This is a genomic window from Mycobacterium sp. NGS17 (assembly GCF_059813205.1).
In genome coordinates, this window is record NZ_JCALED010000001.1 from 382,978 (window position 1) to 408,796 (window position 25,819).

General features: G+C 68.0%; 26 protein-coding genes. 10 read left to right on the forward strand and 16 right to left on the reverse strand.

All coding sequences use genetic code 11. The features are described from left to right. Window positions 1–102: 102 nt before the first annotated feature. The 3 genes from gltB (at window position 103) to AC5Y7E_RS01860 (ending at window position 6,439) form a co-directional block, all read left to right on the forward strand. The gene (gene gltB / locus AC5Y7E_RS01850; protein WP_499917308.1) at window positions 103–4,686 is read left to right on the forward strand and encodes a glutamate synthase large subunit; all 4,584 of its coding nucleotides are present in this window, start codon (window positions 103–105) and stop codon (window positions 4,684–4,686) included. Continuing rightward, entirely contained in the window at window positions 4,679–6,145 is a 1,467-nt protein-coding gene (locus AC5Y7E_RS01855) for a glutamate synthase subunit beta (protein ID WP_499917307.1), read from the forward strand. Before gltB ends, AC5Y7E_RS01855 begins: the two co-directional genes overlap by 8 nt. A 123-nt stretch (window positions 6,146–6,268) precedes the next feature. Continuing rightward, the gene (locus AC5Y7E_RS01860) at window positions 6,269–6,439 is read left to right on the forward strand and encodes a hypothetical protein (RefSeq protein WP_499917695.1); all 171 of its coding nucleotides are present in this window, start codon (window positions 6,269–6,271) and stop codon (window positions 6,437–6,439) included. Window positions 6,440–6,538: 99 nt separating this feature from the next. Here the strand turns inward: AC5Y7E_RS01860 and AC5Y7E_RS01865 are convergent, their stop codons facing one another. Beyond that, window positions 6,539–7,390 (reverse strand): LLM class F420-dependent oxidoreductase, encoded by an 852-nt coding sequence (locus AC5Y7E_RS01865; protein ID WP_499917306.1) that lies wholly within the window; start codon window positions 7,388–7,390, stop codon window positions 6,539–6,541. 51 nt (window positions 7,391–7,441) lie between these two features. On the opposite strand from AC5Y7E_RS01865, the gene AC5Y7E_RS01870 reads away from it, so the two are divergent. Both AC5Y7E_RS01870 and AC5Y7E_RS01875 read left to right on the forward strand, forming a co-directional pair. Then, window positions 7,442–7,882 carry a hypothetical protein gene (locus AC5Y7E_RS01870; protein ID WP_499917305.1) on the forward strand — a complete coding sequence of 147 codons (441 nt, stop codon included), beginning with the start codon at window positions 7,442–7,444 and terminating at the stop codon, window positions 7,880–7,882. Window positions 7,883–7,904: 22 nt separating this feature from the next. After that, window positions 7,905–8,912, forward strand: coding sequence for a PHP domain-containing protein (locus tag AC5Y7E_RS01875; RefSeq protein WP_499947270.1), 1,008 nt, complete (start codon window positions 7,905–7,907; stop codon window positions 8,910–8,912). Between the two features lie 9 nt (window positions 8,913–8,921). On the opposite strand, the gene AC5Y7E_RS01880 is transcribed toward AC5Y7E_RS01875, so the two are convergent. The 3 genes from AC5Y7E_RS01880 to AC5Y7E_RS01890 form a co-directional block, all read right to left on the reverse strand. Continuing rightward, window positions 8,922–9,677, reverse strand: a complete 756-nt coding sequence (locus AC5Y7E_RS01880) for a YoaK family protein (RefSeq protein ID WP_499947271.1) — start codon at window positions 9,675–9,677, stop codon at window positions 8,922–8,924. Between the two features lie 151 nt (window positions 9,678–9,828). Next, on the reverse strand, window positions 9,829–11,034 hold the full coding sequence (dinB, locus tag AC5Y7E_RS01885; protein WP_499947272.1) for a DNA polymerase IV: 1,206 nt from the start codon (window positions 11,032–11,034) through the stop codon (window positions 9,829–9,831). A 30-nt stretch (window positions 11,035–11,064) separates the two neighbouring features. Then, window positions 11,065–11,703, reverse strand: coding sequence for a TetR/AcrR family transcriptional regulator (locus AC5Y7E_RS01890; protein WP_499947273.1), 639 nt, complete (start codon window positions 11,701–11,703; stop codon window positions 11,065–11,067). A gap of 77 nt (window positions 11,704–11,780) precedes the next feature. Between AC5Y7E_RS01890 and AC5Y7E_RS01895 the strand changes: the two genes are divergently transcribed. After that, the gene (locus tag AC5Y7E_RS01895; protein ID WP_499947274.1) at window positions 11,781–13,250 is read left to right on the forward strand and encodes a flavin-containing monooxygenase; all 1,470 of its coding nucleotides are present in this window, start codon (window positions 11,781–11,783) and stop codon (window positions 13,248–13,250) included. Between the two features lie 3 nt (window positions 13,251–13,253). On the opposite strand, the gene rraA is transcribed toward AC5Y7E_RS01895, so the two are convergent. The 10 genes from rraA to AC5Y7E_RS01945 form a co-directional block, all read right to left on the reverse strand. Further along, a complete protein-coding gene (gene rraA, locus AC5Y7E_RS01900) occupies window positions 13,254–13,739 on the reverse strand; it encodes a ribonuclease E activity regulator RraA (protein ID WP_499917299.1) in 486 nt (161 codons plus the stop codon). A 17-nt stretch (window positions 13,740–13,756) separates the two neighbouring features. Further along, window positions 13,757–14,209, reverse strand: coding sequence for an Rv3852 family protein (locus tag AC5Y7E_RS01905; protein ID WP_499947275.1), 453 nt, complete (start codon window positions 14,207–14,209; stop codon window positions 13,757–13,759). Between the two features lie 113 nt (window positions 14,210–14,322). Continuing rightward, window positions 14,323–14,823 (reverse strand): copper resistance CopC family protein, encoded by a 501-nt coding sequence (locus tag AC5Y7E_RS01910; RefSeq protein WP_499947276.1) that lies wholly within the window; start codon window positions 14,821–14,823, stop codon window positions 14,323–14,325. Then, the gene (locus AC5Y7E_RS01915; RefSeq protein WP_499947277.1) at window positions 14,820–15,488 is read right to left on the reverse strand and encodes a YcnI family copper-binding membrane protein; all 669 of its coding nucleotides are present in this window, start codon (window positions 15,486–15,488) and stop codon (window positions 14,820–14,822) included. The genes AC5Y7E_RS01910 and AC5Y7E_RS01915 overlap by 4 nt, the downstream gene beginning before the upstream one ends. A 26-nt stretch (window positions 15,489–15,514) precedes the next feature. After that, window positions 15,515–16,171, reverse strand: a complete 657-nt coding sequence (locus AC5Y7E_RS01920; RefSeq protein WP_499947278.1) for a DUF6474 family protein — start codon at window positions 16,169–16,171, stop codon at window positions 15,515–15,517. Window positions 16,172–16,301: 130 nt separating this feature from the next. Continuing rightward, window positions 16,302–16,700, reverse strand: a complete 399-nt coding sequence (locus AC5Y7E_RS01925) for a transcriptional regulator (RefSeq protein WP_499917294.1) — start codon at window positions 16,698–16,700, stop codon at window positions 16,302–16,304. 408 nt (window positions 16,701–17,108) lie between these two features. After that, window positions 17,109–17,804, reverse strand: a complete 696-nt coding sequence (locus AC5Y7E_RS01930) for a TMEM165/GDT1 family protein (RefSeq protein WP_499947279.1) — start codon at window positions 17,802–17,804, stop codon at window positions 17,109–17,111. A 246-nt stretch (window positions 17,805–18,050) separates the two neighbouring features. Continuing rightward, window positions 18,051–18,584, reverse strand: a complete 534-nt coding sequence (locus tag AC5Y7E_RS01935) for a peptidase (protein ID WP_499917292.1) — start codon at window positions 18,582–18,584, stop codon at window positions 18,051–18,053. A gap of 196 nt (window positions 18,585–18,780) precedes the next feature. Then, window positions 18,781–19,404, reverse strand: a complete 624-nt coding sequence (locus tag AC5Y7E_RS01940; protein WP_499947280.1) for a superoxide dismutase — start codon at window positions 19,402–19,404, stop codon at window positions 18,781–18,783. Window positions 19,405–19,552: 148 nt separating this feature from the next. Then, entirely contained in the window at window positions 19,553–19,708 is a 156-nt protein-coding gene (locus AC5Y7E_RS01945; protein ID WP_197694716.1) for a hypothetical protein, read from the reverse strand. 452 nt (window positions 19,709–20,160) lie between these two features. Here AC5Y7E_RS01945 and AC5Y7E_RS01950 point away from each other — a divergent pair, with 452 nt between their 5' ends. Together AC5Y7E_RS01950 and AC5Y7E_RS01955 are read left to right on the forward strand one after the other, a co-directional pair. Beyond that, window positions 20,161–21,207, forward strand: a complete 1,047-nt coding sequence (locus tag AC5Y7E_RS01950) for a DUF4328 domain-containing protein (RefSeq protein WP_499947281.1) — start codon at window positions 20,161–20,163, stop codon at window positions 21,205–21,207. 4 nt (window positions 21,208–21,211) lie between these two features. Beyond that, window positions 21,212–22,036 (forward strand): glycerophosphodiester phosphodiesterase, encoded by an 825-nt coding sequence (locus AC5Y7E_RS01955; RefSeq protein ID WP_499917289.1) that lies wholly within the window; start codon window positions 21,212–21,214, stop codon window positions 22,034–22,036. 8 nt (window positions 22,037–22,044) lie between these two features. On the opposite strand, the gene AC5Y7E_RS01960 is transcribed toward AC5Y7E_RS01955, so the two are convergent. Then, window positions 22,045–23,253, reverse strand: a complete 1,209-nt coding sequence (locus AC5Y7E_RS01960; RefSeq protein WP_499917288.1) for an LCP family protein — start codon at window positions 23,251–23,253, stop codon at window positions 22,045–22,047. Between the two features lie 53 nt (window positions 23,254–23,306). Further along, window positions 23,307–24,101 (reverse strand): DUF2470 domain-containing protein, encoded by a 795-nt coding sequence (locus AC5Y7E_RS01965; protein WP_499917287.1) that lies wholly within the window; start codon window positions 24,099–24,101, stop codon window positions 23,307–23,309. Window positions 24,102–24,190: 89 nt separating this feature from the next. Between AC5Y7E_RS01965 and pheA the strand changes: the two genes are divergently transcribed. Together pheA and AC5Y7E_RS01975 are read left to right on the forward strand one after the other, a co-directional pair. Further along, window positions 24,191–25,135, forward strand: coding sequence for a prephenate dehydratase (gene pheA / locus AC5Y7E_RS01970; protein WP_499917286.1), 945 nt, complete (start codon window positions 24,191–24,193; stop codon window positions 25,133–25,135). Further along, complete coding sequence (locus tag AC5Y7E_RS01975) at window positions 25,132–25,818, forward strand: histidine phosphatase family protein (RefSeq protein ID WP_499917285.1); 687 nt, start codon at window positions 25,132–25,134, stop codon at window positions 25,816–25,818. The genes pheA and AC5Y7E_RS01975 overlap by 4 nt, the downstream gene beginning before the upstream one ends. Window position 25,819 lies beyond the last annotated feature (1 nt).

Below are 25,819 nucleotides of genomic sequence, written 5' to 3' on the forward strand. Positions count from 1 at the left end.
GACAAGACCGAAGGGGTTCTCGCCCGCAACCTCAAGGGTGCGACCTCGTCGGGGCCGCTGGTAACGGCCGCGCGGAACGTTCAGGTGAAGGGTCAGGTGCATATGACGCCCAAGCGCGTCGGGTTATACAACCCCGCGTTCGAGCACGACTCGTGCGGGGTTGCCATGGTCGTCGATATGCACGGCCGCCGTAGCCGCGACATCGTGGACAAGGCAATCACCGCGCTGCTGAACCTCGAGCACCGGGGTGCCCAGGGCGCCGAACCGCGCAGTGGTGACGGCGCCGGCATCATGCTTCAGGTCCCCGACGCTTTTCTGCGCGAGGTCGTCGACTTCGAATTGCCCGCGGAGGGCAGCTACGCCACCGGCATCGCGTTCCTGCCGCAGTCGTCCAAGGACGCCGCGGCGGCCTGTGCCGCGGTGGAGAAGATCGCCGAAGCCGAGGGCCTGACGGTGCTGGGCTGGCGCAACGTGCCCATCGACGATTCGTCGCTGGGCGCCCTGTCCCGCGACGCGATGCCCACCTTCCGCCAGGTCTTCATGGCCGGCGCATCCGGCATGACGCTGGAGCGCCGCGCCTACGTGGTGCGCAAGCGCGCCGAGCACGAACTGGGCACCAAGGGCCCCGGCCAGGACGGGCCCGGTCGCGAAACCGTTTATTTCCCAAGCCTTTCCGGCCGGACGCTGGTCTACAAGGGCATGCTGACCACACCTCAGCTCAAGGCGTTTTACCTTGACCTGCAAGACGATCGGTTGACCAGCGCGCTGGGCATCGTGCACTCGCGGTTCTCCACGAACACCTTCCCGTCGTGGCCGCTGGCGCACCCGTTCCGCCGCGTCGCGCACAACGGTGAGATCAACACCGTCACCGGCAACGAGAACTGGATGCGCGCCCGCGAGGCGCTGATCAAGACCGACGTTTTCGGGACCGAGGCCGACGTCGAGAAGCTGTTCCCGATCTGTACGCCGGGGGCGTCCGACACCGCGCGTTTCGACGAGGCCCTCGAACTTCTGCACCTGGGCGGGCGCAGCCTGGCCCATGCGGTGTTGATGATGATTCCCGAGGCCTGGGAACGCAACGAGACGATGGATCCCGCGCGACGGGCGTTCTACCAGTACCACGCCTCGTTGATGGAGCCGTGGGACGGCCCGGCGTCGATCACGTTCACCGACGGAACCATCATCGGCGCCGTGCTCGACCGTAATGGCTTGCGCCCCTCGCGAATCTGGGTCACCGAAGACGGCCTGGTGGTCATGGCCTCCGAGGCCGGCGTGCTGGACCTGGACCCGGCCAAGGTGGTCCGCCGGATGCGGTTGCAGCCCGGCCGCATGTTCCTGGTGGACACTGCGCAGGGCCGCATCGTCTCCGACGAGGAGATCAAGGCGGAGCTGGCCGCCGAGCACCCGTACCAGGAATGGCTGGACAGGAACCTGGTTCCGCTCGACGACCTGCCGCAGGGCAACTACAAGCGGATGCCGCATGACCGACTGGTCAAGCGCCAGCAGATATTCGGCTATACCTACGAGGAACTCAACCTCCTGGTCGCGCCGATGGTCCGCAGCGGCGCCGAGCCGATCGGGTCGATGGGCACCGACACCCCGGTCGCGGTGCTCTCGCAGCGGCCCCGGATGCTCTACGACTACTTCCAGCAGCTCTTCGCGCAGGTGACCAACCCGCCGCTGGACGCCATCCGCGAGGAGGTGGTGACCAGTCTGCAGGGCACCACCGGCGGCGAGCGCGACCTGCTCACGCCGACCGAGCGTTCGTGTCATCAGATCGCGTTGCCGCAGCCGATTCTGCGCAACCGGGAGCTGGCGAAGCTGATCAACCTCGACCCGGATGACGAGGTCAATGGTCGCCCGCATGGCTTGCGCTCCAAGGTGATTCGCTGTCTGTACCCCGTCGCCGAGGGCGGCGCCGGGCTGGCTGCCGCGCTCGAGGAGGTGCGGGCGCAGGCGTCGGCGGCGATCGCTGACGGCGCGCGGGTGATCATCCTGTCCGACCGTGAATCCGACGAACAGATGGCGCCCATCCCCTCGCTGCTCGCGGTGGCGGGGGTGCACCATCACCTGGTGCGCGACCGGACCCGGACCCACGTCGGGCTGGTGGTGGAGAGCGGGGACGCCCGCGAGGTCCACCACATGGCCGCGCTGGTCGGCTTCGGCGCCGCGGCGATCAACCCGTACATGGCGTTCGAGTCCATCGAGGACATGCTCGATCGCGGCGTCATCGAAGGCATCGACCGCAAGAAGGCGCTCAGCAACTACATCAAGGCCGCCGGCAAGGGTGTGCTGAAAGTCATGTCCAAGATGGGCATTTCGACGGTGGCGTCGTACACCGGGGCCCAGTTGTTCCAGGCGGTCGGCATCTCCGAGGACGTGCTCAGCGAGTACTTCACCGGCTTGAGCTGTCCCATCGGCGGCATCACCCTGGACGACATCGCCGCCGACGTCGCCGCCCGGCACGCGCTGGCCTACCTGGACCGCCCCGATGAGCGGGCCCACCGTGAGCTCGAGGTGGGCGGGGAATACCAGTGGCGCCGCGAGGGCGAGTACCACCTGTTCAACCCCGAGACCGTGTTCAAACTGCAGCACGCGACGCGCACCGGCCAGTACAAGGTGTTCAAGGACTACACCCGCCTGGTCGACGACCAGAGCGAGCGGATGGCATCGCTGCGCGGCCTGCTCAAATTCCGGGCCGGGATCAACCCCCCGATTCCCCTGGAAGAGGTTGAGCCCGCCAGCGAAATCGTCAAGCGCTTCTCGACCGGGGCGATGAGCTACGGCTCGATCTCCGCCGAGGCGCACGAGACGCTGGCCATCGCGATGAACCGGCTGGGCGGCCGGTCCAACAGCGGTGAAGGCGGCGAAGACGTCAAGCGGTTCGACCGCGATCCCAACGGCGATTGGCGGCGCAGCTCGATCAAGCAGGTCGCCTCCGGGCGGTTCGGCGTCACATCGCATTACCTGACGAACTGCACCGACATCCAGATCAAGATGGCCCAAGGTGCGAAACCCGGTGAGGGCGGCCAGCTTCCGGGGCACAAGGTGTACCCGTGGGTCGCCGAGGTGCGCCACTCCACCCCCGGCGTCGGCCTGATTTCGCCGCCGCCGCACCACGACATCTACTCCATCGAGGATCTGGCGCAGCTGATCCACGACCTGAAGAACGCCAACCCGTCCGCGCGGGTGCACGTCAAGCTGGTCTCCGAGAACGGCGTCGGCACGGTGGCCGCGGGCGTATCGAAGGCCCACGCCGACGTGGTCCTGATCTCCGGGCACGACGGCGGCACCGGAGCGACTCCGCTGACCTCGATGAAGCACGCCGGCGCTCCGTGGGAGCTGGGGCTGGCCGAGACGCAGCAGACGTTGCTGCTGAACGGATTACGGGACCGCATCGTGGTTCAGGTCGACGGCCAGCTCAAGACGGGCCGCGACGTGATGATCGCGGCGCTGCTCGGTGCCGAGGAATTCGGCTTCGCCACCGCGCCGCTGGTGGTCTCCGGCTGCATCATGATGCGGGTCTGCCACCTGGACACCTGCCCCGTGGGGGTCGCCACCCAGAACCCGGTGCTGCGTGAACGCTTCACCGGCAAGCCCGAATTCGTCGAGAACTTCTTCATGTTCATCGCCGAAGAGGTGCGCGAGTACATGGCGCAGTTGGGATTCCGCACCATCAACGAGGCCGTCGGCCAGGTGAACTCGTTGGACATGACGCTGGCCCGGGCCCACTGGAAGGCGCACCGGCTGGATCTGGCCCCGGTGCTGCACGAGCCGGAATCGGCGTTCATGAACCAGGACCTGTATTGCAGCTCGCGCCAAGACCACGGTCTGGACAAGGCGCTGGACCAGCAGTTGATCGTGATGAGCCGCGAGGCGCTGGACTCCGGAAAGCCGGTGCGGTTCTCCACGACCATCAGCAACGTCAACCGCACGGTGGGCACTATGCTCGGCCACGAGGTCACCAAAGCCTATGGCGGACAAGGGTTGCCGGACGGAACCATCGACATCACCTTCGACGGCTCGGCGGGCAACAGCTTCGGCGCGTTTGTGCCGCGCGGCATCACGCTGCGTGTCTACGGCGACGCCAACGACTACGTCGGTAAGGGCCTGTCCGGCGGCCGGATCGTGGTTCGGCCTTCCGACGACGCGCCCCAGGACTACGTCGCCGAGGACAACATCATCGGCGGCAACGTGATCCTGTTCGGCGCGACCAGCGGCGAGGCGTACCTGCGCGGGGTCGTCGGCGAGCGGTTCGCCGTCCGTAACTCCGGGGCGCACGCCGTCGTCGAGGGTGTCGGCGACCATGGTTGCGAATACATGACCGGAGGGAAGGTTGTCGTCCTCGGTCGCACCGGCCGCAACTTCGCGGCGGGCATGTCCGGCGGCGTTGCCTACATTTACGATCCGCAGGGCGAATTCCCAGGCAATCTCAACGCGGAGATGGTCGAGCTCGAGAGCTTGGATGAAGATGACTACGAGTGGTTGCACGGCATGATTCAGGCACACGTTGATGCCACCGATTCCGCTGTCGGCCAGCGCATTCTGGGCGACTGGCCGCAACAGCAGCGGCACTTCGCCAAGGTGATGCCCCGGGACTACAAGCGGGTGCTGCAGGCCATCGCCGAAGCCGAACGCGACGGCGTGGATGTCGACAAGGCGATCATGGCGGCCGCGCATGGCTGATCCGAGCGGCTTCCTGAAATACACGCATCGGGAATTGCCGAAGCGCCGGCCTGTCCCGCTGCGGTTGCGTGACTGGCGCGAGGTCTACGAAGAGTTCGACAACGAGACCTTGCGCGAACAGGCGACCCGCTGCATGGACTGCGGTATTCCGTTCTGCCACAACGGTTGCCCACTGGGCAACCTGATCCCGGAATGGAACGACCTGGTGCGCAGGGATCGGTGGCGCGATGCCATCGAACGGCTGCACGCCACCAACAACTTTCCGGACTTCACCGGGCGGCTGTGCCCGGCGCCCTGCGAGCCGGCCTGTGTGCTCGGCATCAACCAGGATCCGGTGACGATCAAGCAGATCGAGCTGGAGATCATCGACAAGGCCTTCGACGAGGGCTGGGTCCGGCCGTTGCCGCCGGAGGAGAAGACCGGAAAAAAGGTCGCCGTGGTCGGTTCCGGGCCGGCGGGTTTGGCCGCCGCCCAGCAGCTGACGCGTGCCGGGCACACGGTCACCGTGTTCGAGCGGGCCGATCGCATCGGTGGACTGCTGCGGTACGGCATCCCGGAATTCAAGATGGAAAAGCGCGTCCTCGACCGCCGGCTGGACCAGATGCGAGCCGAGGGCACCGAGTTCCGGGCCGGGGTCAATGTCGGCGTCGACATCACCGCCGAGCAACTGCGCGCCGACTTCGACGCCGTGGTGCTGGCCGGCGGCGCCACCGCCGGGCGTGATCTGCCCATCCCTGGGCGGGAACTGGACGGGATCCACCAGGCGATGGAATACCTGCCGTGGGGCAACCGCGTGCAGGAGGGCGACGACGTGCTGGGCCCCGACGGGGAGCCGCCGATCACCGCCAAAGACAAAAGGGTCGTCATCATCGGTGGCGGGGACACCGGCGCCGACTGCCTGGGCACCGCGCACCGGCAGGGTGCGAAGGTCATCCATCAGTTCGAGATCATGCCGCGCCCGCCGGAGACGCGCGCGCCGTCCACCCCGTGGCCTACCTACCCGCTGATGTACCGGGTGTCCTCGGCGCACGAGGAAGGCGGCGAGCGGGTGTTCTCGGTCAACACCGAGGAATTCGTCGGCGAAGACGGCCACGTGACCGCGCTGAAGGCGCACGAGGTGACCATGCAAGACGGCAAGTTCGTCAAGGTCGAGGGGTCCGAGTTCGCACTGGAGGCCGACCTGGTGTTGCTGGCGATGGGATTCGTCGGCCCCGAGAAGGAGGGCCTCCTCACCGATCTCGAGGTGAAATTCACCGAGCGCGGCAACGTCGCCCGCGGCGCCGACTTCGACACGTCGATTCCGGGCGTCTTCGTTGCCGGCGACATGGGTCGTGGCCAGTCGCTGATCGTCTGGGCGATAGCTGAGGGCAGGGCCGCTGCCGCCGCGGCGGACCGATACCTGATGGGGTCGACTGCGCTGCCGGCGCCGGTCAAGCCGACCGCGGTGCCGCTTCAGTAGTAACACCAGTCACACGAGAAACACGGCCGAGTTCGTTCGGCGAGTCTCCCACTGTTTGCCAGACGGTAGGTGTGTAATAACCCGTTGTGAGCCCGCTCACATGGGGGTCACACCGTTTCCCGGTTGAACGGACCGATCGCAGGAGAGATTCTTGTGCATATCCACCCATTGCCTCGGACACGGATGGGGCGAATCGCCTGGTCATGGTTGCGTCACCCGGTGAAAAGTCGTGAATTTCCGGCCAAGCATGAGCGTCTGGTGACCGCTCAGGACTTGCTGCTGTTCGGTGCGTGACGGCCCGGCCGACGCCGGCGGTGGCGCGGGCCGGGTTTGCTCAGCGGGCGCCGGGCGGAATTTTGCCGGACGGTTCGATGACGCCCCGTGAAAACGGCATCACCGATCCCATAGGCCCGAGTCGCGGATCGCCTCGGCGAGCGGTTCCAGCACGGCCGGGTCGTGTGGCGGGGGAAGGTAGACGATGCCCAGATCCAAGCCTTCGGCGGCCAGCCCGGCCGCGTCCTCGATGACTTTCCCGTAGTCCAGGTCCGGCTCCAGGCGCAGGTGCGCCGAGAGCGTGATCTCCTTGGGATCGCGGCCGATGTCGGCACAGTGCGAGGCCAGGACGTCACGCTTGTGGGCGAAGACGTCGGGCGGCCCGCCCACGAAGTTCCAGTGCTGGGCGTAGCGGGCGGTGATCCGCAGCGTGCGCTTCTCCCCACTGCCGCCGATGCAGATCGGCGGGTGCGGCCGCTGCGGACCCTTGGGCTCGTTGCGAGCACCCTTGAGCCGGTAGAACTTGCCGTCGAAATCGGTGGTCTCCTGGCTGAGCAGGCTGGTCAGCACCTCGCACGCCTCCTCGAAGCGGTCGAAGCGTTCCCTGATGCTGCCCAGTTCGATGCCGTAGGCGCCCGACTCCTCTTCGTTCCAGCCGGCACCGATCCCCAGCTCGAGCCGCCCGTTCGAAATGATGTCCAGCGCGGCAGCCATGTTGGCCAGCACCGCCGGGTGGCGGTAGTGGATCCCGGTCACCAAAGTCCCCACCCGCAGCCGCTTGGTGGCCTGCGCGAGCGCGGTCAGCGTCGTCCAGCCCTCCAGGCAGGGCCCGCTGCTGTCGGAGAAGATCGGATAGAAGTGGTCGAACGTCCAGCCGGACTCGTAGACCTCGATGTCATCGGCCGCTTGCCAGACGGCGAGCATCTGCGCCCAGGTGGTGTTCTGCGGGGAAGTCTTGAAAGCGAATCGCATGCCGACGACGTTAGCCGGTATTTATGAAGGGCAACTAAACTGAGGCGCGCGATGACTGCTGCATGTTGCTCCCTCGGAATAGACACCAAGATCACCCTGCTGGCGGCGGGCCTGATCTTTCTGCTCGCGCTGATCCTGGGCGTCTGGAAATACCGCGAGATGATGACGTCGGAGAACCACCTTGCGCATCCGTACGTCGACATCGCGCACCGGGCCGCGCTGCTGTATTCGTTCGCGACGCTGCTGCTGGCCGTCTTCGTTGCGCTGAGCGCCTGGCCGGTGTGGGTGAACCTGACGGCCGCCGGCGTCGTCGTCTTCTTTTTCGTGGCGGCGATCCTGGCCTACATCTACCACGGAGCGCGGCGCGACACCGTCAACCAATTCGAAAACGCCGATCGGAGTGTTGCGGTGGCGATGGCGGCGCTGATCGCCGGGGAGATCGGCGGGTTCGGCGTGCTGCTCGCCGGATTCGTCGCCGGCCAGCTCGTGTGAGCGGGGCGGGCACACTGGAGTCATGGATCCGGTAGCGGCGTTACGGCAGATCGCCTACTTCAAGGACCGGAGCCGGCACGATCCCAGGCGGGTGATGGCCTATCGCAACGCGGCCGACATCATCGAGTCCCTCGACGAAGCGACCCGGGAACGGCACGGCCAGGCCAACAGCTGGCAGACGCTGCCTGGGATCGGCCCCAAGACCGCCAAGGTCATAGACCAGGCGTGGTCCGGCCGCGAGCCGGACCTGTTGGTCGAATTGCGTTCCAGCGCCGAGGATCTCGGTGGCGGTGATATCCGCTCCGCGCTGCGCGGTGATCTGCATCTGCATTCCAACTGGTCGGACGGCTCGGCGCCGATCGAGGAGATGATGGCCAGCGCGGCGGCGCTGGGCCACGAGTACTGCGCGCTGACCGACCACTCGCCGAGGCTGACCATCGCCAACGGCCTCTCGCCGGAGCGGTTACGCAAGCAGCTCGATGTCATCGAGGGTTTACAGGAGCAGTTCGCGCCGATGCGCATCCTGACCGGGATCGAGGTCGACATCCTTGACGACGGCAGCCTCGATCAGGAACCCGAGCTGCTGGCGCGCCTCGACGTGGTGGTGGCGAGCGTGCATTCCAAGCTGTCGATGGACGCCCCGGCGATGACGCGGCGCATGCTGCGCGCGGTGGCCAACCCGCACACCGACGTGCTCGGTCACTGCACCGGCCGGCTGGTGTCGGGCAATCGCGGCATCCGGCCGGAATCCAAGTTCGACGCGGAGGCGGTGTTCACGGCATGCCGCGACCACGGCACGGCGGTCGAAATCAACTCCCGGCCCGAGCGCCGCGACCCGCCGTCCCGGCTGCTGAACCTGGCGCTGGAGCTCGGGTGCGTGTTCAGCATCGACACCGACGCCCACGCGCCCGGCCAGCTGGACTTCTTGGGTTACGGCGCCCAGCGCGCGCTGGACGCCGGTGTTCCCGTCGACCGGATCGTGAACACCTGGCCCGCCGAGCGGCTGCTGGAGTGGACCGGCGCGAATTGAGGCGGCCGCTCAGACCCGCGCCGGTTCGGCGTGCTCGGGAACGGGTGCGCCGCTGCGGCCGGCGCCCTGCAGCAGGTTGGCGGCGCCGACTGTCGCGCAGGTCGCGGCCGGGATGAGCAACGCGTAACCCCCCAACCGGGCCCCGAACACGATCCCCGCCACGCCGCCGGCGAGAAACAACACGAGCGTCGTCGCCAGTATCGCCGTTTTCCAGTTCTTGATTCCGTGTAGGCGGCCGCGACCGAGGATCAGCCCGAGGTCGGTGACGGTGCCGGTGAAGTGCGTGGTGCGGATCGCCATTCCGCGAAAGCTCGATGTCAACCCGTTTTGCAGGCCGAGCGCCGCGGCGGCGAACAGCGCCTGCACCGCGGTTCGCTCGATGCCCAGGGCGTCGATCTGTGCACTGACCACGGTCTCGGCGGTTCCGGCCGCGGCGAGTGCGAGCAAGGCTGCCTCGAGGAAGAGCACGGTGGCGTGGCGTGGGCCCGCCAGAGCATCGGTGGGTGCGAGAATCGCCCCGGCTATGGTCGCTCCCGTCAAGAAGCCCAGAAAGATTGCGCCGAGCACGTGGCCCTCGTACAGCCACGGGTTGGCCGTGTTCATGCCCAGCTGGGTGGTGATCCCGGTCAGATTACCGACGGGCACCGCCAAAATCAGCAGCGCCACGGCGTTGACGAAGCCGGCGGACAACGCGAGTAACGCGCTGTAACCGAGTAGGAGACCCTCGCGGGGCAGGCCGGTGTCGCGGGATTGGCGCGGCGGCATCGGATTCAGTTGCTCACTTTCGAGGTCGGGTTTTGGCCAGCCTAACAATCGGGCCGTCGCACAAGCGGTGTCGCCAGGCTGATTCAAATCAACCTCACATCATCCAAAAGTCTTGTGGCAGCGAATAACTAGCGAGACAACCGACGACACATCAGTCGGGAAGGTGCGGGATTTCTGTACCCGGATCGCGGCCGACCAAAACCGCGGGCGTCAGCGCGGACTTGCCGTACCGATCCCGCACGCTGTCGATGGCCGCGTCGATGGCGAGTCGGTTGTTGTCGTCATCGAACGGCAGCGTCAGCTGTTGGGCACCGCTGCGGTCGATGCCCGACACCGCGAACCCGACCAGCGTCAGCCCGCGCGAAGCGATGAGCGGCGCGGCATCCGCGACCAGTTGGCGTGCGGCCGCCAGGAGGGGCGCCGTGGACGAGGTGGCCCACGGCAACGTGTGTGACCTGGTCGCGCGCGTGAAGTCGTCGAAGCGCAGCCGCAGGACCACGGTGCGACCGGTACGCCTCGCCGCCCGCATGCGGCCGGTGATGCGGTCGATAAGGTTCACCACCACCGCGTCGATATCGTTGTCCGACATGGTGTTTCCGGCGCGTCCCAGCGCCCGCTGAGCGCCGACGGACCGACGGCGCACACCGGTGGTCACCCGGCGGCGGTCGATATTGCGGGACAGCGCGTACAGCTGGCGGCCCATCGCACCGCCCACCATCGAGCCCAGCGCGGACTCGCTGAGCTCGGCGACGTCAGCGACGGTCACGATGCCGTGCGCGCGCAGCTTCTCGGCGGTCACCGCGCCGACGCCCCAGAGCCGGCGCACCGGCAGCGGCCGCAGGAACGTCAGCTCCTGATCGGGCGGCACCAGCAGTAGCCCGTCGGGCTTGGCTTCCTGGCTGGCGACCTTGGCGAGGAATTTCGTGCGGGCGACGCCGACGGTGATCGGCAGCCCGACGCGGTCGCGCACGTCGGCCCGCAGCCGCTCGGCGATGGCAACCGGCGTGCCGCTGACCCGGCGCAGCCCGCCGACGTCGAGGAACGCTTCGTCCACCGACAGCGCCTCGACGATCGGGGAGCAATCGCGGAACACCTCGAAGACGGCGTCACTCGCGCGCGAATACGCGCTCATCCGTGGGGGCACCACCACAGCGTGTGGGCACAGCCTTCGCGCCTGCGACCCGCCCATGGCCGTGCGCACGCCGTAAGCCTTGGCCTCGTAGCTCGCGGCCAGCACCACACCGCCGCCCACGATCACCGGGCGGCCGCGCAGGGTGGGGTCGTCGCGCTGTTCGACGGACGCGTAGAACGAATCGAGGTCCGCGTGCAGGATGGAAGCGTCACTCCACACGAACACATGTTCGCATAGGGTCCCGACAGGTGCTGGTCAGCAGGCCTTGCCGTAGACGCTGCTGACCCAGACGTGCACCAGCGTGTCGAGCAGTTGCTCGTCGGGCACCGACGGCCGCCCGTCGGCGAACGAGCTGAGCATCACCTTTTCGTTGAGCAGGTTCAGTGCCGCGGAGAGATTGCGGGCCGGCAGGGTGACCGGCGCGGCGCCGCGGGCGCGTTCGGCTTCGATCACGGTGGTGGTGTGCTCGACCCATTTCTCCATGAAGCGCGACCACAGCTCGCCGACGTCCTTATTGGTGCGCGCGGCGTCGGCGGCCAGCGACACCGCCCGATGCGCCCCGAACGTCTCGACGAACACATTGATCCCGATGCGCCACAACGCTTTCAAGTCGGCGGGCGGATTGGCGACCATGGTCTCCAGCGCGGAGTCGGCTTCCATGATCACGCGCTCGAACAGGGTGAACAGCACCGCGTCCTTGGACGGGAAATAGAAGTAGAACGTCGGCCGCGACAGTCCTGCGCCCTTGGCCAGGTCGTCGACTGAGATGTCGGCGAGCGGGCGTTCCCTGAGCAGCCGCTCGGCGGTAGACAGGATGGCCAGTTCACGGTCGTCGCCAGACGGGCGCGCCGAACGCCTGCCTCGGTGGGTGCGGGCGGAACCGACGGTAGTCACGGGCGCTACTTTACACGGTGTTGAAAATTTCGACACAGTGTTGACTGTCTCAACACGGTGTTGATAACGTGGGCCTCATGACTGAGCACCTAGACGTCCTCATCGTGGGCGCCGGAATCTCCGGCGTGAGCGCGGCCTGGCACCTGCAGGAACGCTGCCCGACAAAGAGCTACGCCATCCTCGAACGGCGCGCCGACCTGGGCGGGACGTGGGACCTGTTCAAATACCCGGGCATCCGGTCGGACTCCGACATGTTCACCCTGGGCTTCCGGTTCAAGCCCTGGCGCTCGGCGAAGTCGATCGCCGACGGCGCCTCGATCAAGGCCTACATCAAAGAGGCCGCGGTCGAGAACCGGATCGAGCAGAACATCCGCTACCGCCACCGGGTGGTGGCCGCGGACTGGTCGGACACCGACAACCGCTGGACCGTGACGGTCGAACACGACGGCCACCAGAGCGAGATCACGTGCTCGTTCCTGTTCGCCTGCACCGGCTACTACAACTACGACGAGGGATATTCGCCCACCTTCCCCGGCTCGGACGACTTCGGGGGCACCATCGTCCACCCGCAGCACTGGCCGGAGGACCTCGACTATGCGGGCAAGCGGGTCGTCGTCATCGGGTCCGGCGCCACCGCGATCACCCTGATTCCCGCCCTGGTCAATTCGGGTGCCGGGCACGTGACGATGCTGCAGCGTTCGCCGACCTACATCGGCTCGCTGCCCGGGGTCGATCCGTTCGCCGTCAAGGCCAACCGGCTGCTGCCCGACCACCTCGCACACATGGCCAATCGGTGGAAGGCCATCGCGTTCAGCACCTTTCAGTATCAGCTGTCCCGCAAGGCCCCCGGCTACATGCGCAAGACGTTGATGACCATGGCGCAGCGGCGCCTACCGAAGGGCTACGACGTCGAAAAGCACTTCGGCCCGCGCTACAACGTCTGGGACGAGCGGCTGTGCCTGGCGCCTGACGGCGACTTCTTCCGGACCATCCGGCACGGTAAGGCCGACGTCGTCACCGACACCATCGACCGGTTCACCAAGACCGGTATCAAGCTCGCCTCGGGTGAGGAGTTGGCGGCCGACATCATCGTCACCGCAACGGGATTGAACATGCAGTTGCTGGGCGGGGTGAAGCCGACCCGTAACGGCGAGGACATCGACCTGACGTCGCTGATGACCTACAAGGGCCTGATGTTCTCCGGCGTGCCGAACTTCGCCATCACGTTCGGATACACGAATGCGTCCTGGACGCTGAAGGCCGACCTGGTCTCCGAATTCGTCTGCCGGTTGCTGAACTACATGGACGCCAAGGGTTTTGACTTCGTGGAGCCCCAGCATCCGGGCAACGCCGTCGACGAGCTGCCGTTCATGGACTTCACGCCCGGCTACTTCCGGCGCTCGATGCACCTGTTGCCCAAGTCGGGGTCGCGGGCGCCGTGGCGGCTCAAGCAGAACTACTTCGTCGACATGCGCACGATCCGGCGCGGCAAGGTCGACGACGAAGGCTTGAAGTTCGCGAAAAAGCCGGCCCCGGTGGCGGTTTAGCGGTCACTGTCCTGCCGCGACGACGACGATCCCGTCGTCGTCGCTGTAGGCGATCTCGCCCGGCACGAACGTCACCCCGCCCAGGGTCACCTCGACGTCACGCTCGCCGGCGCCGGTCTTGGTGCTCTTGCGGGGATTGGTGCCCAACGCCTTGATGCCGATGTCCATGCCCCGCAACGTGGCCGAGTCGCGCACCGCGCCGTTGACGATCAGCCCGGCCCAGCCGTTGGAGCGGGCCAGCTCGGCGATGACGTCGCCGACCAGCGCGGTGTGCAGGGAGCCGTCGCCGTCGATGACCAGGACGCCACCGCCGCCCGGCTCCGAGAGCACCGATTTCAGCAGCGCGTTGTCCTGAAAGCACCGCACGGTGTGGATCGGCCCGGCGAATTCGGCCCGCCCCCCCAACTGGCGGAATTGCACGTCGCAACTGCGGACGTCGGCCCCGATGCTGTCGACGAGATCGGCCGTCGGCCGGAAAGGCACCGTCACTTCTGACACGTTGGGGCTCAGCGGCGGCGCAGCTGGCGGATGAGCAGGAGGGCCAGCAGGCTCACCGCCAGGGCCACGAGGAGCGGCACCGGAGACTGACCCGCCGCCGGGCCCGCGACCGCGGGAGAGACCGGGTTGTTTGCGGCCTCCACCGTGGACTTCGCCTGTGCGGCAGCATCTTTGGCCGCGGCGGTCAGGTCGCCATTGCTTTCCGCGCGCTGCTGCACGTCGACCGGCTGCTCGGCCGGCCGCCCGGGGGGTTCCGGGGGCGCGGGTTCGGCCTTCTTTGCCGGCACCTTCTTGGCGGGTGCTTTCTTGGCCGGCGCCTTCTTGGCGGGCGCCTTTTTCGCAGGTGCTTTCTTGGCGGGTGCTTTGGCGGCCTTTTTCGCCGCCTCGGCGGGCGGCTTCTTCTCCGGCGGGGTGCCGGCGCCGTCGGGTGCGCTGTTGATTGGGTCCTGCGGGTCTGCCATGCGGCCGCTCCTTGAGCTTCCTCTGTCGTCGTTGCCCTCGCTCGCCGGGTTCAAGGTCCCATCATGCCAGGACGCCTCGGGGCACCTCGGTCGCCGGTGGCCGGGCACCGCTGTTACCGTCGGCCCCGCGCCGCCCACAACGCGCCGCCGGCGACGAGCGCCACCGCGACCGCCACGAACGGCCAGACCGGGAGCGCGCCGCCGCCGTCCGGACCCGCCACGGGGGGCCCCGGCGTGCCGGTCCCGGGCACGGTGAGCCTAAACGACCACGACCCGGACACCACGTGGCCGTCGGCGGACGTGACGCGGTAGTTCACCGTGTACGTCCCGGCCGGCCCGAGCGCGCGCAGGGCAATGCCGACCACCGCGCCCTGCACGGCGGGCTCGCCCTCGGACCACACGTTGCCGTCGGGCCCGACCACCGTCATGGCGGCGAACGTGGTCTGCAACTGCTCGTTGAAGGTGGCGCTCACCCGCTGCGGAGCGGCCGTCAGCGCCGCATCGGCCGCGGGATCGGTGGATATGCGGGCGGCGTGAGCCGACGCGGCCGGCGCGGTCAGCGCGGCGATCACGAACATGACGCCGACGCACGCATTAACCGCCAGGCGCCTCATGCCCGGCGGCGGATCAGTGCGACCGCGACGCTTGCGGCCGCGACCACCAGAGCCACGCCCCCCAGCAGCCGGGCGGTGTTGTCGGCCGCGGTCGACCGCGCCGCGGTGGGCGCGGGGCTGGACGACCCGTGGTGTTGATGTGCACCCGCCGGGGCCGTGGCGAGGCTGATCGTGGGCACCGGGTGCTCCGGCTCGCCCCCGTCGGGCAGCGGTGGCTGGTCCCACTTCACGACGGTTCCGTCGGCGTAGGTCTGCGTGGCGGGGAAGCTGACGGTATCGGTGTCGGGCAGCTTCACCGACAACCGGAACAGCCCGAATTGATCTGGCCCGATCCCGCCGGTGAGGTTGGCCGTCCACGTCACCGAACGCACAGTGCCCGACGCGGCGTCCCGGTCGAGCTTGGCCGTCCAGCCGGGCTGGCTTTCGGTGCGCGCCGATGCGACGTTGGGAAGCGTGACGGTCAGCGCGGTGGTGAGCGCCCCGGTGTTCGATTCGTTGGGCACCTGGAACGTGACGATCGCCGTGGCCCCGCGTACCGCGTTGTCGCTGCTGGCGTGCACGTGCGCCCAGGCGGCGGGGGTTTGGGCCGCCGTTCCGAGATAGAGCGCGACGGCCGAGAGGGTCGCGATCAGGCTGCGCGAGATCCACCTGCTGCGCGTTGACATCAAGGTGCTGCGTTCCGTGCGGGTGGTCAGCTCAACCCGAGGCGGGCCATCAGGTCCGCCTCGATCCCGTCCAGCTGCGACGAGATGGCGGAGTGGGCCGCGCGGCGGCGCGCGGCGGGCATGTTCTCCGCGGCGGTGATCGCCGCCGACAGATCGGTGAGCCGCTCGCCGATCGCGGACACGAACTGCTTGGTCTCGGCATCCTTGGGCTTCTTGTCCTGCACCATCCGCAGCGACTTCTCCGCGCCCGCGATGCGGGCCGACAGCTGGGCGCCGTGACCGGAGAACTGGCCGATCTGGGCCAAGGGAATGCCGAGCTGATCCGCGCGGCGCTGATCGATCTGCGCGCGGACCGCGACGGCCGCCCGGTAGATCAAGGGGGTGAGGATCGGTGCGAGCAGCCGAGCTACCGTCAGCACCCGGCGGATTCGGGTGGGTGAGAAGATCTTGCCCTCCCGCACGGCTTTGAGTTCGGCCTCGGCGACTTTCAGTGCATTGCGGTCGGTGTCGCGTTGCGCCTTGAGCTGCGCGCGCAGCGCCTTGGCCTCCGCCCGCTGCGCGGATTTGACGCGGCGAACCTCGTTCTTGGCCGCCAGCTTGGCCTCGAGCTTCGCGCGGGCCTTGATCGCGCGGGCTTCAGCGCGACGCGTCGCGCGACTCTTTCGCTTGCCGAACAGGCCCATTCCCGGCCGCCTCCCGGTTATCTCGTGGATTAGCTCTCGCGTTTACGCGATCCGCTGAGCCAACCCTAATCGGAATCGGCGGGCGGCAACCCCCCAGGGCGGACCCTACAACCGGCGGCCAGCGCGGACGTCAGGCGTCCAGGTGCTCGGCCCGGCGTAGCTCGCTGACGCGCTCCATGACCTCACGCTGCGCCTCGGGGGAAAGCTCGGCCGTGCGCACCGCGATGCGCCGCACATTGTCGTCGCGCGTCGTGGCCAACCACGACAACTCCTTGTCGAGCTTCTCGTAGTACTCGTCGTCGGTGAAGTAGGCCGACTTGATCCGGAAGAAGTTGGCCAGAGCGGCCATGGTCGCCGTCGACGGGTTGGTGCGGTTACCGGAACGCAGCTGAGAGAGGTAGGGAGCCGACATCGTGATGCCCTCCGCCTTGAGCGCCGCGATCACTTCGGCAGAGGTGTGCGGCCCGCGTCCGGGCGGATACACCGTGTCGAACAGGCGGTTCAGGCGAGCAGCGAACGTCGTGCTCATCGATATGACCTCCACTTGGCTGTAGAAGTGAACTATTACCTAGGTGTATTTGCTGACCATGGTAGCGAGGCTTGGTAACCCTAACCAGGTGCAAACCCCCGGGGAACGCCGCCCGGCATAGCTGGCGGCTACCAATTCCTCACTTGACGAGCGTCTAACTGATTCGCTGGGGTGTCCACTAAATCTATGGAACTCACAGGTTATCCGCAGAATTCGGCGGTCGTCGCGACGTGGCGGGCGAATGCCCCGCTGACGGGTGCGATAATATGTCGCGCGGTGCTGGGCGATCGCTCCGCAACGAATCAGCAACCTGGGGCGATTCGGCACGCCCTTTGCTGCCGAGTACGAAAACGCGCTTCCGTCCCCGGGAGACGGCACCCGGACGTCGGTGGGCGAGGCGTCGTTAACTTAGCCGGTACCGGGCCGTCCCGCGCCGATTGCCGCAACGGTTCGGCGGCGCCGCAGCGTTTGCGCGACCGCGATTACGGCCGCGATGACCGCCACGGCGATGGTCGCGGCGACGGCCACCCAGCGCCAGCCCAGCGCGCTGTCGAACAGCATCCACAGCCCGAAGGCGAGGAATAGCAGGCCGGCCACTGCGTGCAGCAGTTTCTCCGGCAGGCGCCGGTGCAGCAACCGTCCCGCTGCGATCGCCAATCCGTCGGCCAGCACCATGCCCACCGTCGAACCGAGCCACACCCCTATCCAGTCGTGATCGCTGGCCAACGTCACGGTCGCCAACACGGTCTTGTCGCTCACCTCCGCGAGCGCGAACGACGACACCACGGTCAGGAAGGCGAATCGCGGTTCGCGCTGCTGCGACACCGCCTCGTCGGTCGCCGCGCCCTCACGCCAAGCCCATACCGCGAACGCGACGAACGCGAACGCCGACACGAAGGCGAGCGGCCGCGCCGGCAGGGCAGCGCCCAGGAAGTGGCCGACGGTCACCGACACTCCGTGCACTGTGAAAGCGGCGAGCGCCACCCCGCTCAGCACCACCCACCACCGGTAGCGCAGGGCGTAGGTCATGGTGATCAGCTGGGACCTGTCGCCGAGCTCGGCGACGAACACCACGCCGAGCGTCAACAGCGTGGCGGCGAGCATGGCGGACGACCTTTCGACACGTCGTCGACGACAAGTCGTCGAACTCCGGTCGAAGGTCTCGCCCACCGGGTGAACCGGTTCGCCGGCCGGGCTGTGCGCCAGTATGTCGACTCGACGATTGGGGGCTACTCCCCTTCGCTAACGATCCCAGGCTAAAGGGGCCGCTCGGCGTCCGCCAGCGGGATAGCGGAGTTCGGCCGGCCATATTTCCCGTATTCGAGACCCGAACTGTTCCCGGGCATTTCGCTATGCGGCGAGCAGCATTGCCAGTATTGCCGTATCGGGGTGGGTGATCGGGTCGACGCCGACCCGGCTCACCATCGAGGTGATGGTGCCGTCCGCTTCCGCCTCCACCCAGGCCGCCCGATGCTCGAGTCCCAGATATGGCAACCCGGGCAGCAATACGCACCCCGAGGCCGCCCCGGTGCATTCGGGCAGCGACGGCGTCGTTTCCGAGGGCGGGTGCAGCATCAGCAGGGCCGGCGGCTGATGATCTGCGAAATAGCCCGGCTGGATAGCGGATTCACCGAATACCGTGCCCTCGGCCAGCACCAGCCCAACCGTGCCGGGCTCGGGCTCGTCCGGCAATTCCTCACGGGCTCCGAAGACCGTTGTGGTGGAAAGCAATCCGGGCAAAGACGCGACTCTGACCGCGACCATGAGCAGCTGGGCCCATTCTTTGGTCGAGTCGGGCCAGCGCCCGGAGATCACGAACCCTTTCAAGGCCCCGCGGGAATGGAACGGGGAAATCCCGATAGGTCCGTCCGACCCAGTTTCCATTTCGACCTCCGCGCGACGCCTCCGCTTGGAATAACCACACTGGTAAGCCCGAATAATTAAGCATGCCTGCGGTTTAGGCGCGGTGCAACACGACACGGTCTGCGGCGCACGCGCGCTTTCGGCAGTCGATCAATGGTCAGAAAACGACGGGGACGCCGCGCCTATCGCGCGACGCCCCCGCCGATGGAGATGAAACTCAGCCGAAAATCAGGCCCTGCGTTTGCGACGTCGCAGCCGCGTAGCGCTTCTGCACGTCCGCCCAGTTGACGACGTTCCAGAAGGCTTTCACGTAATCCGCCTTGACATTCTTGTACTGCAGGTAGAAGGCGTGCTCCCACATGTCGACCTGCAGCAAGGGGATGATGCCCAGCGGAACGTTGGCCTGCTGGTCGTACAGCTGGAAGGTCAGCAGCCGCTTGCCGAGGGTGTCATAGCCCAGGACCGCCCAGCCCGACCCCTGCAGGCCGTTGGCGGCGGCGCTGAACTGCGCGCGGAAGCGGTCGAAGGATCCGAACGCGTCGTCGATCGCGGCGGCCAATTCGCCAGTCGGCTTGTCGCCGCCGTCCGGCGACAGGTTCTTCCACCAGATCGAGTGGTTGACGTGACCGCCCAAGTGGAAAGCGAGGTTCTTTTCGTTCAGGAAGATCGCAGCATGGTCCTCATTGGCGCGGGCCTCTTCGAGCTTGGACAGAGCGTCGTTCACACCTTTGACGTAAGTGGCGTGGTGCTTACTGTGGTGGATCTCGTTGATCTGCCCCGAGATGTGCGGTTCCAACGCTGCATAGTCCCAGTCCAAGTCGGGCAGGGTGTATTCAGCCACGGCGTTCCTTTCTTCGGTTGTCGTCTTGACGCTCAGTCGCGCGGGACCGCCTCACGGCGGCCAGCCGTTATCAACCCTGCTCCATGGCCGCGCGCTCCGCAAGAACGACGCTTGTGAGCCGAGACGCGGATACCCGCTCGGCGGAAATTCAAGACAAGACGATGATCACGAGCACGGCGAGCAACGCCAGGGCGATCAACCCGGCGCGCAGTGCGGCGATGCTGTAGCTGTGATTCCACGCCGCCGAACCGCAGTACGACTTCGACGGGTCCGGTGCAGCCGGACCGAACGAATGCGTGGCCATCAGTCGCCTTCCACCCCAGTCACCCCGTCTCAGTGAGGTGAGTCACAAATACATTTCGCGAACGCGATCATAGCGCTTCATAGCGAGCTTGAGAAATGATGCACTGAGCTCTGCGTTGGCGATAACCGCAGGGCATCCGGGGGACACGGATCGGCGGCTGGTACGGCCGTGCCATTGCTTAGCAAGGCAAGTTATTTCGCTCAGCGACCGGGCTGGGGGCCGTCGGGACGTGGGTGAAAGCCGGGCTTGTTATCCACAGAGACAATACGGTCTGCCGCCAGAGGCTGTAGCGATGCTTTCTGTACCCACTTCGGGGGTGTGGATAAACCTGTGGAAACTGTGGATAGTCTTCGGCGGGTGGGTCGGTTGCCGAGTTGGCTCCTACGGACGTCGCGCACGGGCCGCGGCCCGCGGTCCCTCGGCCCGCGTCGGGACGGCGTTAGTCTGGTCCGGTGATCCAGGTGTGCTCCCAGTGCGGCACGCGCTGGAACGTGCGCGATCGACAACGCGAATGGTGTCCCCGCTGCCGTGGGGCCCTGATGGCGCCCACGCAGGATGGCCCCCCTGCCGACCCGCGGTGGAGTGCGCCCGGCGCACCGACGCAGGCGCGCCCGCCGGCGGCGCCGAGGTGGCAGCGCACGCCGCCGCGGCTGCCGCCCGGCTACCGCTGGATAGCGGTGCGGCCCGGGGCAGCGCCGCCGACCCGCCGCGGCCGCCGTCCACTCGGCCCCACGCCTCGCTACGCCGTCATACCGCGCTGGGGATTGACCGACCGCGTCGAGCAGACGGCCGCCGCCGCGGCAGCACCCGCGCAGGCCGGCCCGCCCGCGCAGATCGTCCGCACCACCTCCTTCGTCAGCGTTCTGGTGCTCAGCATCGCCGCCCTGGTCTACGTGGTGCGGTACGTGCTGCTGGTGATCAACCGGAACACGTTGCTGAACTCATGGGTCGCGATCGGAGCGGACTGGCTCGGCGTGCTCGCCAGCGTTGGCGCGGGTGCGGCGGTGATCGCCTCGGGCGTGCAGCTGATCCGTTGGATGATCGCCCGCCGCGCCGCCGTTTTCGCCCATCACGGGTTGCCTGAACAACGCTCGCCACGGGCGCTGTGGGCGGGCTGCGTCGTGCCGCTGGCCAACCTGCTGTGGGCCCCGGTGTACGTGATCGAGCTGGCGCTACTCGAAGAGCATTACGCCCACCTGCGCAAGGCCATCCTTCAGTGGTGGGGCGCGTGGGTGTGCAGCTACGCCGTGTCCATCGCGGCCATCGCGACCAGCTTCGCCACCGACGCGCAGGGCATCGCCAACAACACCGTTCTGATGGTCTTCGCGTACCTCTTCGCGGCCGCGACGCTGGCTGCCGCCACCCGCGTCTTCGAGGGATTCCAGCGCAAACCCGTCGCGCGGCCCGCGCATCGCTGGGTCGCGGTTCCCGACGACCGGCCCGCCGCGCCGGCGTCGACCGATCCGGTTGAGTTGAAGGGGCAGGAACCGGCAGCATAGGGGTATGACGTGGGCCGACGAGGTGCTCGCCGCGCACCCCTATGTCGTCGCCCACCGCGGCGCCTCGGCCGCGCGGCCCGAACACACACTGGCCGCCTACGATCTCGCACTCAAAGAGGGCGCCGACGGCGTCGAATGCGACGTGCGACTGACGCGTGACGGACATCTGGTGTGTGTGCACGACCGCCGGCTGGACCGGACCTCGACCGGGGCGGGTTTGGTCAGCACGATGACGCTCGCCGAGCTGCGCGAGCTCGAGTACGGGGCGTGGCACGACAGCTGGCGCGAAGACGGCACGCACGGAGACACGAGTTTGTTGACGCTGGACGCGCTGGTTTCGCTCGTGCTGGATTGGCGTCGGCCGGTGAAGCTGTTCATCGAAACCAAACACCCGGTCCGGTATGGCTCGTTGGTGGAGACCAAGCTGCTCGCGGCGCTGCACCGTTTCGGCATCGCCGCACCCGCATCGGCAGACCGGTCCCGCGCGGTGGTGATGTCGTTCTCGGCGTCCGCGGTCTGGCGGATCCGGCGGGCCGCGCCGCTGCTGCCGACGGTGCTGCTCGGCAAGACCGCGCGCTATCTGACCAGCGGCGCGGCCACCGCCGTCGGCGCCACCGCCGTCGGGCCTTCGCTGACGACGCTGAAGGACTATCCCCAGCTCGCCGACCGCGCGATCGCCCAGGGCAGGGCGGTCTACTGCTGGAACGTCGACGACTACGAGGACATCGATTTCTGCCGCGACGTCGGGGTGGCGTGGCTGGCCACGCACCACCCGGGGCGCACCAAGGCGTGGCTGCGGGGCAACCGCGCGGGCGAGGGCGGCGGTTAGACCGACCGCTACTGTTGCTCGCCCGATGCGGCAGGCACCGGCGCGTCGGACGCCAACGCCTGGAACAACCTGGCCGCCTCGTCGTGGTTCCACACCACGACTGAGCCGGCGCCGCCGCTGGTGAAATCCCCGATCGGGACCGTCATCGCGGTGGGCGTCCCGTGTAGTGCCCAGCCGAGCCGGGCCAGGTCCCAGACGTGGTCGAACTGGTCGACGGTCAGGGCGTCGGCGGCTGCGCGAGTCACCGCGTACCAGCGCCACGGATTGAGCCACACCGCAGGGCTGGCGGCGCGATGCAGCAGCGCCGTAACGAACTGCCGTTGATTGACCATTCGGTCCAGGTCGGCGCGCGGGGTGTCGCGCGATCTGACGTACCCGAGGGCGTTGCGACCGGTCAGGGTCTGGCAGCCGGCCGGCAAGGCGATGCCGGCCAAGGGGTCGTCGACCGGCGCCTTCGGGCATACGGTCACCCCGCCGAGCGCGTCCACGAGCGCGGCGAACCCGCCGAAACCTATCTCGGCGTAATGATCGAGGCGCAGCCCGGTGGCCCGCTCCACCGTCTGAATCAGCAACTGCGCACCGCCCGTCGCGAACGCGGCGTTGATCTTGTCCTTGCCGAGGCCCGGGATGGGCACGTAGGAGTCGCGCGGGATGGACACCATGGTCGTCGGCGCGGCGGATCCGAGACTGGGCAGGTGAACCAGCAGGATCGTGTCGGTACGGCCGTTACCGATGTCGCCGCCCGTGGCCAGGTCCTGTTGCTGCTCGGCGCTGAGCCCCTGACGGCTGTCCGACCCGACGATCAGCCAGTTGGTGCCGCGGCCGGCCGCGGGGCGGCCGGGATAGTCGTCGAACACCCGCTCGCGGTGCAGTTTGTAGTCGAACCAGACGGCCCCGGCGGTGATGCCCGCACCGATCAGCAACACGCCGACCAGCAGGGCCGCCGCCATCCTGCGAACCCAGCGGAGCTTGCCCGGCTTGCGGCTCGGCGCTTGCGGTCGGGGCGGCGCGACCCGCGGCGCCGGCGAAGCGGCCGCAGGAGGGGGTGGCGTCGTCCGTCGATGCAGCGGCTGGGTCTTTTCGTTCGGCGACGGCGGCGGCGTGTCCGGACGGCGGATCACCTGCGGCGGTTCGGCGCCCGGTTGCCCGGGGCGCGGTCGCGGGGGCGGGCTCGACCCTGCGGGCCGCCGCCGCTGCGGTGATCGGTCGCCGTTCACCCGGTTAACCTACGTGCCCGGGCCCCCGCCGCGTTGGTACGCCGCGGCTTCGGCTAACCGCGCGCGCGAAGACCGTTGATGAACGGGCATCCCATCAGCACCCGGATGGCCTGGCTCAGGCCGGTCATGTCGTCGACCGGTTTGTGGAACGGCAGCCGGACGTCGTGATCGCGGTCGTCGCCCTCGACGCGGAACCGGACGCCGTAGCGGTCCAGTCCGAGGGGCCGCACGTGCCCGCGGCGCAGCGGCGCCGGGAGCCTGGACACCAGCCGCGCCAGGATGTCGCTGTGGGCGGTGTCCAAATGCCACAGCAGGTTCGACTCGAGCGCGCAGAACGGGTCGGGCCGCGCGCCGAGCAGGTCGGCCACGCTGACCGGCTCCGCGCCGGTGGCATCGGTGACGACCACCGAGGCGATCTCGAGCCGCAACAGCGTGTAGCGCGGCTCGTTGCCGTGGGCGGGAGCGCATCGCGGGGTTTCGACGCCCAGCAGGGCCGGATCAGGGCATTCGGCGGCGATCAGGTCGAGCGTGTCGACGATCTCGGCCGGGTGCACCTCCTGGAGGTGCCCGCGCACCCAGACCAGCGAACGGACCGGTTCGCGCAGGGGGAGCGGCGCGTAGTCGGTCAGCTCCAGCAGCGCTGGGGATCCCGAAATGGGACGCGTGAGCTCGCGTTCCCGTTCGACCGGAACCGCCAGCGCAACGGACCCGTCGGCCATCAGGTGATGCACCGGGGTGGCGACCGGGTCGGCATGCTCGATGGCAAGCAGCGCGCCGCTGGCGCGGACGCAGGCGCTGCGGATGCGTTCGGCGGTGGTCGGGGCGGGGCAGCTTGACGGTAATACCATTCTCATCCTTCGCTTAGGTAAGCCTAAGTTAACTTACCGGCGGTGTCGTCGCAAGGGTTTTCCGGCCTGCCCGCCGCTAGGGTTGGGGCGTGGCCCGCATCGCATACCTCGGTCCGGAGGGGACGTTCACCGAGGCGGCGCTGCGACAGATCACCGCCGCCGGCCTGGTCCCCGACAACGGGTTGGGTGAATTTCGATCCTCGCCCGTCGAAAGCAACTCCGCGGCGCTGGACGCCGTGCGCGATGGCGCCGCCGACTACGCCTGCGTCCCGATCGAGAATTCGATCGACGGTTCCGTGACGCCCACGCTGGACAGCCTGGCCATCGGCTCACCCCTACAGGTGTTCGCCGAAACGACCCTGAACATCGCGTTCAGCATCGTGGTCAAACCGGGCCGCAGCGCCGGGGATGTGCGAACGCTGGCCGCCTTCAGTGTGGCGGCGGCCCAGGTGCGCCACTGGGTGGCCGCCAACCTGCCCGATGCCGCGCTGCGGCCGGCCTACTCCAACGCCGACGCCGCCCAACAGGTGGCGGAGGGACACGTCGACGCCGCGGTGACCTCCCCGCTGGCCGCCGAGCGCTGGGGGCTGGCCGCCCTGGCCGACGGGGTCGTCGACGAAGTCAACGCCCGCACCCGCTTCCTTCTGGTCGGTCGCCCGGGGCCGCCGCCGGCGCGCACCGGGGCCGATCGCACCTCGGTGGTGCTGCGCATCGACAACGCGCCCGGCGCGTTGCTGGCCGCGCTCGCCGAATTCGGTGTCCGTGGCATAGACCTCACCCGCATCGAATCCCGGCCCACCCGAACCGGACTCGGCACCTACCGATTCTTCGCCGATTGTGTTGGTCATATCGACGACGACGCGGTCGCCGAGGCACTCAAAGCGCTATACCGTCGTTGTGCTGATGTGCGATACCTAGGATCTTGGCCCACCGGCTCGCCCGCCGGAGCGTTGCCGCCACCGGCGGACGAGGCCGCGCGCTGGCTCACACAGCTGCTCGACGGCAAGCCCGACGCGCGGGGGGCGCAGCGGTGAGAGGTCGACTGATCCTGGTGCGACACGGCCAGTCCTTCGGAAACGTCGAGCGCCGACTCGACACACGCCCGCCGGGCGCGGAGCTGACTCCGTTGGGGCGCGACCAGGCCCGCGCGTTCGCCCGCCATTCGGGGCGGCCGGCGATGCTCGGACACTCGGCGGCCACCCGGGCGTTGCAGACCGCCGCGGTGATCGGGAGTGAGCTCGAGATGCCTTCCATCGAGATGGCCGGCGTCCACGAGGTCCAGGTCGGGCGGCTGGAAAACCGCAACGACGACGACGCGGTCGCCGAGTTCAACGCGATCTACGAGCGCTGGCACCACGGCGAACTCGACGTCGCGCTGCCCGGCGGCGAAACCGGCAACGACGTGCTGGACCGCTACGTACCGGTGCTCACCGAGCTGCGCCTGCGTTATCTCGACAACCACGACTTCCAGGGCGACATCGTCGTCGTCAGCCATGGCGCGGCGATCCGGCTGGCGGCCGCGGTCCTGGCGGGTGTGGAGGCCGACTTCGCGCTGGACAATCACCTGGACAACACAGAATCGGTGGCGTTGACCCCGATCACCGACGGGCGGTGGAGTTGCGTGCGGTGGGGAAGCTTGACGCCGCCGTTCTATCCGAAGGAAGAAGCGACCCCGGTCGCGGACGCGGTGCGGTCAGGCACCGATCCGATGGGCTGAC

Bases quoted from the DNA above. Each gene is read 5' to 3' on its own strand.
- gltB (WP_499917308.1), top strand. From the start codon at position 103: ATGACGCCCAAGCGCGTCGGGTTATACAACCCCGCGTTCGAGCACGAC.
- AC5Y7E_RS01855 (WP_499917307.1), top strand. From the start codon at position 4,679: ATGGCTGATCCGAGCGGCTTCCTGAAATACACGCATCGGGAATTGCCG.
- AC5Y7E_RS01865 (WP_499917306.1), bottom strand. From the start codon at position 7,390: ATGCGATTCGCTTTCAAGACTTCCCCGCAGAACACCACCTGGGCGCAG.
- AC5Y7E_RS01870 (WP_499917305.1), top strand. From the start codon at position 7,442: ATGACTGCTGCATGTTGCTCCCTCGGAATAGACACCAAGATCACCCTG.
- AC5Y7E_RS01875 (WP_499947270.1), top strand. From the start codon at position 7,905: ATGGATCCGGTAGCGGCGTTACGGCAGATCGCCTACTTCAAGGACCGG.
- AC5Y7E_RS01880 (WP_499947271.1), bottom strand. From the start codon at position 9,677: ATGCCGCCGCGCCAATCCCGCGACACCGGCCTGCCCCGCGAGGGTCTC.
- AC5Y7E_RS01895 (WP_499947274.1), top strand. From the start codon at position 11,781: ATGACTGAGCACCTAGACGTCCTCATCGTGGGCGCCGGAATCTCCGGC.
- AC5Y7E_RS01905 (WP_499947275.1), bottom strand. From the start codon at position 14,209: ATGGCAGACCCGCAGGACCCAATCAACAGCGCACCCGACGGCGCCGGC.
- AC5Y7E_RS01910 (WP_499947276.1), bottom strand. From the start codon at position 14,823: ATGAGGCGCCTGGCGGTTAATGCGTGCGTCGGCGTCATGTTCGTGATC.
- AC5Y7E_RS01915 (WP_499947277.1), bottom strand. From the start codon at position 15,488: ATGTCAACGCGCAGCAGGTGGATCTCGCGCAGCCTGATCGCGACCCTC.
- AC5Y7E_RS01920 (WP_499947278.1), bottom strand. From the start codon at position 16,171: ATGGGCCTGTTCGGCAAGCGAAAGAGTCGCGCGACGCGTCGCGCTGAA.
- AC5Y7E_RS01925 (WP_499917294.1), bottom strand. From the start codon at position 16,700: ATGAGCACGACGTTCGCTGCTCGCCTGAACCGCCTGTTCGACACGGTG.
- AC5Y7E_RS01930 (WP_499947279.1), bottom strand. From the start codon at position 17,804: ATGCTCGCCGCCACGCTGTTGACGCTCGGCGTGGTGTTCGTCGCCGAG.
- AC5Y7E_RS01935 (WP_499917292.1), bottom strand. From the start codon at position 18,584: ATGGAAACTGGGTCGGACGGACCTATCGGGATTTCCCCGTTCCATTCC.
- AC5Y7E_RS01945 (WP_197694716.1), bottom strand. From the start codon at position 19,708: ATGGCCACGCATTCGTTCGGTCCGGCTGCACCGGACCCGTCGAAGTCG.
- AC5Y7E_RS01955 (WP_499917289.1), top strand. From the start codon at position 21,212: ATGACGTGGGCCGACGAGGTGCTCGCCGCGCACCCCTATGTCGTCGCC.
- AC5Y7E_RS01965 (WP_499917287.1), bottom strand. From the start codon at position 24,101: ATGGTATTACCGTCAAGCTGCCCCGCCCCGACCACCGCCGAACGCATC.